General features: G+C 67.6%; 7 protein-coding genes and 1 pseudogene. All 8 read right to left on the bottom strand.

Features of this window, described 5'->3' with window-relative positions; translation table 11 throughout:
* Positions 1-496, bottom strand: a pseudogene (locus WA944_RS10265) (DUF1298 domain-containing protein); the annotation flags it as partial.
* A gap of 21 nt (positions 497-517) precedes the next feature.
* Positions 518-1,237: an Rv1363c family protein gene (locus WA944_RS10270; RefSeq protein ID WP_526371000.1), complete on the bottom strand. Its 720-nt coding sequence runs from the start codon at positions 1,235-1,237 to the stop codon at positions 518-520.
* Positions 1,234-1,869, bottom strand: coding sequence for an Rv1363c family protein (locus tag WA944_RS10275; protein ID WP_526370999.1), 636 nt, complete (start codon positions 1,867-1,869; stop codon positions 1,234-1,236). The genes WA944_RS10270 and WA944_RS10275 overlap by 4 nt, the downstream gene beginning before the upstream one ends.
* Positions 1,833-3,293: an MCE family protein gene (locus WA944_RS10280; RefSeq protein ID WP_526611327.1), complete on the bottom strand. Its 1,461-nt coding sequence runs from the start codon at positions 3,291-3,293 to the stop codon at positions 1,833-1,835. Before WA944_RS10280 ends, WA944_RS10275 begins: the two co-directional genes overlap by 37 nt.
* 1 nt (position 3,294) lies before the next feature.
* The gene (locus WA944_RS10285) at positions 3,295-4,449 is read right to left on the bottom strand and encodes an MCE family protein (RefSeq protein ID WP_526374621.1); all 1,155 of its coding nucleotides are present in this window, start codon (positions 4,447-4,449) and stop codon (positions 3,295-3,297) included.
* Positions 4,446-5,762, bottom strand: coding sequence for an MCE family protein (locus WA944_RS10290; protein ID WP_526374619.1), 1,317 nt, complete (start codon positions 5,760-5,762; stop codon positions 4,446-4,448). The genes WA944_RS10285 and WA944_RS10290 overlap by 4 nt, the downstream gene beginning before the upstream one ends.
* Complete coding sequence (locus tag WA944_RS10295) at positions 5,759-7,120, bottom strand: MCE family protein (protein WP_526374617.1); 1,362 nt, start codon at positions 7,118-7,120, stop codon at positions 5,759-5,761. The genes WA944_RS10290 and WA944_RS10295 overlap by 4 nt, the downstream gene beginning before the upstream one ends.
* Positions 7,117-8,148 (bottom strand): virulence factor Mce family protein, encoded by a 1,032-nt coding sequence (locus WA944_RS10300; RefSeq protein WP_526611329.1) that lies wholly within the window; start codon positions 8,146-8,148, stop codon positions 7,117-7,119. Before WA944_RS10300 ends, WA944_RS10295 begins: the two co-directional genes overlap by 4 nt.
* Positions 8,149-8,351 lie beyond the last annotated feature (203 nt).

The following is an 8,351-nucleotide window of genomic DNA, read 5'->3' on the forward strand; positions in this document are numbered from 1 at the left end:
GCGACCCCACCGCGCCCGGCCCGCGGCCGGCACGGCCGAACAGGTGACCCGCCAGCGCCGAGGACCGGACACCGTCGGCCAGCGCGTGGCAGATCTGGAGCACCGCCACCGTGGCCCGGTGCGCGCCGGGCATTCCCTCGATGTCACCGAAGACGTGCAGTCGCCAAGTCATCGTTCGCGGATCGAGTTGTTGGTCGACCAACGCCGTCACAGCGGCGAGGCAAGCCTCCCAGGTACGTTCGGCCAGTTCGTGCACCACGAACTGGTCGGTCCCCACCTCGCGCGACGCCCATGTCGGGTAGTGCCAGGACCGGTCGTCGCGGATGCGCAGTCCCAGTTCCGCGCAGCCCTGCGCCCTTTCGCGGATCTCCCGCACCGCGCGGTCCACCCCGCACGAATCTGCGCCGAAGCCGTACAGCAGGAACTGGTCGTTCGGGATGGTGGCCGACATCCAGTACGTCTGTGCGTCGACCGGGGCGAGGCGGCGGACCGTCATGACTCCCAGGGCGCCTGGCTGCTACACCGGGTCGAAACTCGAGATCAGCCAGCGGTCGTCGACCTTCTCCAGCGTCACCCGCACACTCGACGCGGTGTCGGTGGGGGCGTCCTGCCCGACGATCACCGTCTGGTTGACGAACACCAGCACCACGGCTTCGTTCGGCGTCGCCGAGACCGAGGCCGCGGCGGGAACCGACGCCACCGCCGAGATCTGCTGCTCTTTGGCGCCGGGGATCACCACGTCGTTCGTCAGTGAGGTGTAGGAGTCGCGGAACTCTCCGGTGAGCAGATCCCTTGCAGCCCCGAGTTGTTCCTCGACGGTGTCGGGTGCGTACGACAGCAGCGCGATCGTGGTGTCCCTGGCGGCCTGGACCGATGTCGCGGCCGCCACCTGGCTGTTGCGGATCGAGTTGTCCCGCCACTTGAGGTATCCAGCGCCGAGGGCAAGCACCAGCACCAACGCCGGCAGCAGCGCGTACGCGACAACACGCGTCCACTGGACGCCACGCTTCGGCGCCTCGGGTGCGGCCGCGGCGTCGGCCGGGCCGTCGGGGTACTCGGCGTCGGTCTCGTCGGGCTTCCCAGCGTCGGTTTCGGTGTCGGTGTCGACGACCTCGGTGGTGGTCTCGGCGTCCTCGGCAGCCGCGAACTCGGCCGCCACCTCGGCATCGGTCTTGGCAGCCAAGGCAGCGTCGTCCTCCCCGGTCGTGGTCGTCTTGTCGGTCTTGTCTGTGCTCACGGTACGAACTCCACGTTGGACACCTTGGCTTCGTCGCTGACCTGCTCTACCAGCAGTCGCATCCGCCATGCCCGCGGTTCCTGTTCGGGTGCACCGGCGTTGGTCGTCTGCACCGTCACGGCGACGAGAACCTGGGCCCCGCTCTCGCTCGAGGACTCCAGACCCGCCTCGGCGATGGTGCCCTCGGACTTCGACTGCGCCTGCTTGACCACCTCGACGAAGGGCTGCGCGCGCTGCTGGAAGTCGTCGTAGAAGGTGCCCGTCGCCGAGTCGAGGATGCGCTGGACGTCGGCTTCGGCGGTCTCGTGGTTGATCGTGGTGAGGTTCAGCGCGCCTTGGCGTCCCACCTGTAGGAACAGGTTGCGTTGCGCCTCGGCCTGACTCGACTCGTACGCCCGGTACCCCAGCCAGCCCGTCAGACCTGCCAGCGCCACCACCCCGGCGATGCCCGCGATCAACGCCACCTTGACGTGCGACATCGGCCGGCGGGCGGGAGCCACCTCGTCGTCGGTGCCCGTCGTCTCTTCCTCGGCGGCGGCCGGCTCGACCGCCTCCGACTCCGGATCTACGGAGCCGGACTCCGGGGTCGCCTTCGTCAGTTCCCCTTCGGGGGCAGCAGCATCGTCTGCCATGTTTGCTCCTCTGCGGCACTCCGGGCCAGGTTGGACTGTGTGTAGACACGTCCGTCCGGTCCAACGTACGTGCCGCTCGCCGGATCATATTCGGCGGCTGCCAATGCAGGCGGCCCCGGAGCCGGTGGCGGGAGCGCTTCTGCAGGTGGTGAGCCTGGCGGCAACTGGGGCACGGCCTGCCCGGAGATCGTGGCGTTCGGGTCGCCCTTCCAGTTGTATCCGTCGTTCAACGGCACGTAGTTCTCATCGCTTTCGCACATCTTCGCGGTGGGCGCGCGTTTGCCCGGCACCGTGACACACGGGATGTTGCGGGCACCGCGGACGTTGAACGGCCCGTCCTGCGGGACGCGGCAGTACACGTCGCCCGCCGGCCTGTTCGGATAGTCCTCGAAGGTCGGTGCCCGCTGCTGCTGGATGGGCAGGAAGCCGGTGTTGCACGGTGGCGGGATGTTGAGGTTGAGATTCAAGGTGAGGTAGTCACCCATGTAGTCCTGCTTGGTCCCGTTCTTCGCCACTCCGACTCCCTGGGTGACCGCCGTGCCCTGCGGAAGCAGCACCAGCAGTTGCTCCAGATTGGGCTGGTAGGTGACGGCGACCTCGCCGACGCTGGCCAGGTTGGCGAGCACGATCGGCAGCGTGGGTTGCAGCTGGTCGAACAACGCCCGCACCTCCTCGGCCGCGCCGGGTCCCTTGCTGAGGATGCCCGACACCGCGCCGTCCTGGCTCTGCAGCTGACCGGTGACATTTGCCAGGTTCGCCGCCCACTCCTGGATCGAACCCGACGTGGTGGTCTGGGAATCCAGGACCGGCTGGACGTCGTCGATCACCGTCGTCAGCGAGTCCAGGTTCGCCCGGGCGTCGATCGCCAAGGTCGCGGAACCGCTGACCAGCCGGCGCAGTTCGGGCCCGAGCCCGCCGACCGCGAGGTACGCCTCGTCGACGACCGTTCGGAGGTTGTCCTGTGGGATGGCCTGCAGTCCGGTGTTGGTGAGTTCGAGCACGGTGTTCACGTCGACGGGCACCGCCGCGCGGTCCCGCGGGATCACGTCACCGGCGCGCAACTCGGGGCCGTCACTGCTCTGCGGCATCAGCTGTACGAACAGCTCGCCGACCGCCGACCGGCTGTGCACCTCGGCCACCAGATCAGCGGGGATCTCGACGTCCGAGTTCAACGAAAGCTGCGCCTCCACACCGGTGTCAGTGAGTCCGATGCTCTCCACGATGCCCACGTGGGAGCCCCGGTAGGTGACGTTGCTGCGCTCGTACAGCCCACCTGTCTCGGGCAGCTCGAGGGTCACGTTGTACTGGCCGAAGCCCAGCATCGCCGGCAGCCGCATGTATCCGAAGACCATGATTCCCAGCGCCGTCAGGGCCACCACCGAGAAGATCGCCAGCTGGATCAGCATCTGTCTTGTCACGCGCATGTCATGGCCCCTGATCCCAGCGGTACGGCACGAGCAACGGGTTGCCGCCCGGGGGCGGGACGTGGTGGTTGCACGGGCTGGGCATCTGTCCCACCGTGCGACCCCACTGCAGCTCCAGCCACGTCAGGTTGCACTCCCACCGGGTACCGGTGAAGAAGCTGGCGTCGATCCGACTCAGCGTCAGGTCGACGATCAGCGACAGGTTGGCGTAGTCGCCGCGCAGCCAGTTGGTCAGCGTCTCCTTCGGAAAGGGGAACGTCGGCAGGAAGCTCAGCGACCGGGTCAGCGCCGGCCCGGCATCGGCCAGCGACTGCAGCACCGGGCCGAGATCCCTGAGCTCCTGGACGAGGGCTTCCCTGGTCTGGTTGACCGAGTCTGCTGCCAGCGCACTGAACCTACCCAGCTGGACCAGCGTCTCGGAGAGCATGTCGCGTTGGTCGCGCAGCACCGCCAGCGCATCGGGGATGGTCCGCAGCGCCTCGTCGACCACCGGTTTCTGCTCGGCGATCTGGCCGACCAGGCTGTTGAGGCTCTCCGAGGTGGTGATGATGTCGTTCTTCTGGTCGTCGAGGTGTCCGACCGCGATGTCAAGTTGCTCGATCAGGCTGCGCAGATCGTTCTCGCGACCGGTGAAGGCGACGCTCAGCGCCTCGGTGATGTCCTGGATGTTACCGAGACCGCCACCGTTGAGCAGCAACGCGACCGCGGCCAACGCCTGCTCGGTGGAGGGGAACGCACCCGCGTTCTCGAGCGGGATCAGCGAGCCCTGTTCGAGCCGGTCCTGCGGCGGCACGTCGGAGGGCGCTGACAACTCGATGTGCTGCGAGCCCAGCAGGCTGGTCTGGCCGATCTTGGCGGTTGCGTTGGCCGGCAACACCACATCGCCGTCGAGCGTCATCGTCACCAGTGCGTTCCAGCCCTGCCGCTCGATCTCGGTGACGGTACCGACGTTGACGTCACCGACACGGACCCGGGAGTTCTGTTCGACGTTGTCGACGTCGGGCATCTGCGCTTGGATGGTGAACGAACCCGGACCGCCGCCCTCGGTGCCCGGCAGCGGGATCGAGTTCAGGCCGCGCCACCCGCAGCCCGACGTCACCAACGCCACGCAGAGCACCGCGACAGCGGCCCCTTTCACCGGCGAGCCCGGCATCATGAACCTGCTCCTGTCGGGACCATCATCCCGTGCAACCCGTCGGTCGGGTTCGTCGGCGCAGGCATCTCGGCTGCCAGCGGCGGGGCACCGGCCGCCACCGGCGCGGGCGGTGGCACCGGTGCCGCCGGCGGCGGTGAACCAGGCGGCGGAATGTAGTCCGGACGCAGCCAATCCTCGCTGTAGGTCAGCTCATTGGGCCGTGTGCTGGCACCGACGAGCTGGTTGAGGCCCAGCGGCGGGAAGTTGTATTGCCGGTTCTTCATGATCGGCGCGAGGTACTGCACGCACAGCTTGGCCGACTCTTCCGCCCCCAGCCTGGACGCGGCTTGCACCGCACCGCAGAGGAACTGGATCGGGTTGGCGAAGTTGTTGACCGCCAGTATGGTGCTCGCGCCGCCCTGCGCGGGCTGCCAGACGTTCACATAGTTCTGGAACGTGTTGGGCGCAAGGTGAAGGAACTGCGTGAGGTCGTCCAGGCTCTCGTTGAGCGCCGTGGTGACACCCGCCAGCTCCTCCGAAGTGGTGCCCAGCGCATCGCGGTTGTCGGCGACAAAGGACTGCACCTCGCCGACCACGGCGTCGAGATCCCGGACCGCACTGGCCACTTCGCCGGGATCGTCGGCGAGCAGCCCGGTCACCGAGGCCAGGTTCTGGTTGAGCTGACGCATCAGGTCCGTGCTGTCCTGCAGTGCCGACACCAGGATCGCTAGGTTCTTGATGGTGGAGAAGATGTCGGTGCTCTTGTCGCCGAGCGCCGTGATCGCCTGCGACAGCTTGATGACCGTCTCGCGGATGTTCGCGCCCTGGCCGCGCAGGTTGTCGGCGGTCGTGTTGATCACCGAACCCAGCGGACTGACGCCCCCGGGTTCGGTCGGCTGCAACGTCTCGCCGAGCCGTTCCAGCTGCCGGCGCACCTGATCCCACTCGACCGGAACCGCGGTCCGCTCGAGGGGAATCACCGTGTTGTCGGCCATCACCGGGCCGCCGGTGTAGGCGGGCGTCAACTGGATGGCACGCGAGGTCACCAGCGCCGGCGACAGGATCGCGGCACTCGCATCGGCGGGCACGTCGTAGCGGCTGTCGTACCAGAACGAGATCTTCACCCGCTCCGGTTCGGGTTCGATCGAGGTGATGCTGCCGACAGGCACCCCGAGGATGCGGACGTCGTCGCCCTCGTAGATGCCGTTGCTGTTGTCGAAGTACGCCTCGACGTTGATCCTGTTCACCTTGTCGGTGGTGCGCACCAGGATGGCGACTCCCGCCACCAGCAACAGCACCAGGACAGCGGCAACCCAGGTCCGGGTGTTCCTCATGGTGTCCCTCCTGCCAGCGGAGGTGCTTCACCCGGTGCCGGAACGTAGACGGGGTTCGGCGTCGGGACCGGGGTGGACCCCATTCCGTGTCGTGCCGGCGCGGGCGGCCCCGGTGGCGGTCCGCCGGGCGGTGGAGCGGGCGGTGGCTCGCGGTACGGGTAACAACCGGCGGGCCCGGGCGCAGGCAGGCCTCCCGGGCCGCCGGGGCCGCAGCCCTGATCGCCCGGATTGCCGGTGATGGCATCAGGGATCGTCATCCGGGGTTCGCCGCCCTGCCCGGTCCGCGGGAACGGCACCGGCATCGCGGGCGTGCCGGGCTGGCCGACCTGCGGATCGCTGCGCTGAGACGGCAGCAGCACGTTCGGATCCAGACCCAGATCCGAGAAGGCCACGTCCATGAACGGCTGCAGGAACTGCCCGGGCAGCAGGTTTGCGATGTAGTTCTTGAAGAACGGTCCCGACGAGACCGACTCCCCCAGGGACATGGAGTACTGGTTCAGCAGGTTCAGCGACTTCTGCAGGCGTTCCTTCCGGTTGTCCAGGATCGTCAGCACCCCGTTGAGCTTGTCCAGCGCGGGCCGCAAGGTTTCCCGGTTCTCGCCGATGAAGCCCTGCAGTTGGCCGCTGAGCGATGAGATGCTGCCGGAGATCTGATCCAGTGCCGCACTCTGATTCTGCAGTTCGGCCAGCAGCGCGTTCGTGTTGGCGACCAGGCTGACCACCTGGTCGCTGCGTCCGGCCAGCACCGTGGTGGCCTTGTTCGCGTTGCCGAGCAGGTTGCGCAACTCGGCGTCACGCTCGTTGAGGGTGTCGGAGAACCGGGCCACACCCTCGACCGCGATCCGCAACTGCGGTGGCGTGTCGGCGAACGTCGCCGAGAGCACCCGCAGCGACTCGGAGAGCTGATCGGTGTCGAGCCCGCTGATGGTGGTCGCCAACTCACCGAGGGCATCGGGCAGTTGGTAGGGCGAGGTGGTGCGGTCGAGGGGGATGGTGCTGTCCTGCCGGCCGTCACCGCGCGCGACGACCTCGAGGATCTTGGTCCCCAGCAGCCCCTTGGTCTTGATCGCCGCCTCGGTCCGGTCGCCGAGTCGGATGTCCTTGTCCACCGTGAACGTCACTAGAACCTGCGGTCCGTCCAACTCGATGGACTTGACCTGGCCGACCTTGAAGCCCGAAACCTGCACGGCCGCATCGGTGGTCAGGCCACCGGCCTCGGCGAAGTTCGCGGTGTACTCACGGCCCTGCTCGATGAACGGCAACTTGTCGTAGTTCGTCGCCCCGAGCACGATGGCCGCCGTGGCCCCGAGACCGACGGCGCCGATGACGAACTGATTTCGCTCACTGAATGGCTTCATCGCGGTGCGCACCTCCCCGTCTCCTGGCCGGCCACCTTGACATACACCGGTTGTCCGCCCTTGCCGTTGAGCTTGAGCACGATGTCGCACAGATAGAAGCTGAAGAAGTCACCGTAGATGCCCTGCCGCGCCAGGGCCTGGTAGGCGTCCGGCAGCGTGTTGATCACGTTGTCGAAGTAGTCGGCATCGGCCACGACGATGCCGGCGGTGCGATCGGTCTCCTGGACCACCTTTTGCAGCGGCGGTCGAGCCTCGGCCAGCAGATCGGTGATGGTGCCCGCAGCGGCGTTGGTGTAGGCCAGCCCGCTGCTGATCTCCTCGCCGCGGGATTCGAGCGCCTCCACCAGTTCCGAGAGCGAGCTGACCGCCTTGCCGAACTGATCGCTCTGATCCCCGAGCGAACCGAGCACCGAGTTCAGGTTGAGGATGACCTCGCCGATCAACTGGTCGCGGTCGGCCAGCGTGCTCGTCAGTGCGGCGGTCTGCGCCAGGAACGAGTTGATGGTGCCACCCTGACCCTGCAGGGCGGTGATCAGCTGACCGGACAGCGCATTGATCTGGTCGGGATCCAGCGCCTGGAACAGCGGCCGGAAGCCGCCGATCAGTGCATCGAGGTCCAACGCCGGTGAGGTCCGGGCCAGCGGGATGGTGTCCCCGGCGTTGAGCTTCTGCGTCCCGCCGGCGCCTTCCTCCAGAGCCAGATAGCGGCCGCCGATCAGATCGTCGTACCGGATGACCGCCCTGCTGCCCTCGGTGAGCACCACCGAGTCGTCGGCGGTGAACTCGACGAGCGCGGTAGTGTCGGGCTGGATCTCCACCTTGTCGACCTTGCCGACCTCGACCCCGGCGATCCGGACGAAATCGTTGGTCTCCAGGCCGGTGACATTCAGGAACTCGGCCCGGTACCGGTTGGTCTCCTCACCGAAGCGCATCTGGCCGAACACCGCGAACAGACCGAACACACCGAGCAGGCACACAGCGAGGAACACCCCGAGACGCACTGCGTCTCCACGGATCTTCGCTGTCATCGGTTACCTCTCATGTGGTCGGGACTGTGTTCACGGGCTCGGGACGGCCGGGACCGGTGGCGGGACGTACGGGTACGGAACCGCCGTGGGCTGCATGACCGCCGGGTTCGGAACGTAGAACGGTTCAGAACCGGGGCGCGGGCCGGGTTCGCGGGGGGCTCCCGGCGGAGGCGCCGGCGGCAGCCCGGGCCACAGCGGCGTGC

The sequence above is a fragment of the Mycobacterium sp. genome (assembly GCF_049683355.1).
GTDB lineage: Bacteria > Actinomycetota > Actinomycetes > Mycobacteriales > Mycobacteriaceae > Mycobacterium.

Coding starts and splice junctions, on each gene's coding strand:
- WA944_RS10300 (WP_526611329.1), bottom strand. CDS start 8,148: ATGACAGCGAAGATCCGTGGAGACGCAGTGCGTCTCGGGGTGTTCCTC.
- WA944_RS10275 (WP_526370999.1), bottom strand. CDS start 1,869: ATGGCAGACGATGCTGCTGCCCCCGAAGGGGAACTGACGAAGGCGACC.
- WA944_RS10285 (WP_526374621.1), bottom strand. CDS start 4,449: ATGATGCCGGGCTCGCCGGTGAAAGGGGCCGCTGTCGCGGTGCTCTGC.
- WA944_RS10280 (WP_526611327.1), bottom strand. CDS start 3,293: ATGCGCGTGACAAGACAGATGCTGATCCAGCTGGCGATCTTCTCGGTG.
- WA944_RS10290 (WP_526374619.1), bottom strand. CDS start 5,762: ATGAGGAACACCCGGACCTGGGTTGCCGCTGTCCTGGTGCTGTTGCTG.
- WA944_RS10295 (WP_526374617.1), bottom strand. CDS start 7,120: ATGAAGCCATTCAGTGAGCGAAATCAGTTCGTCATCGGCGCCGTCGGT.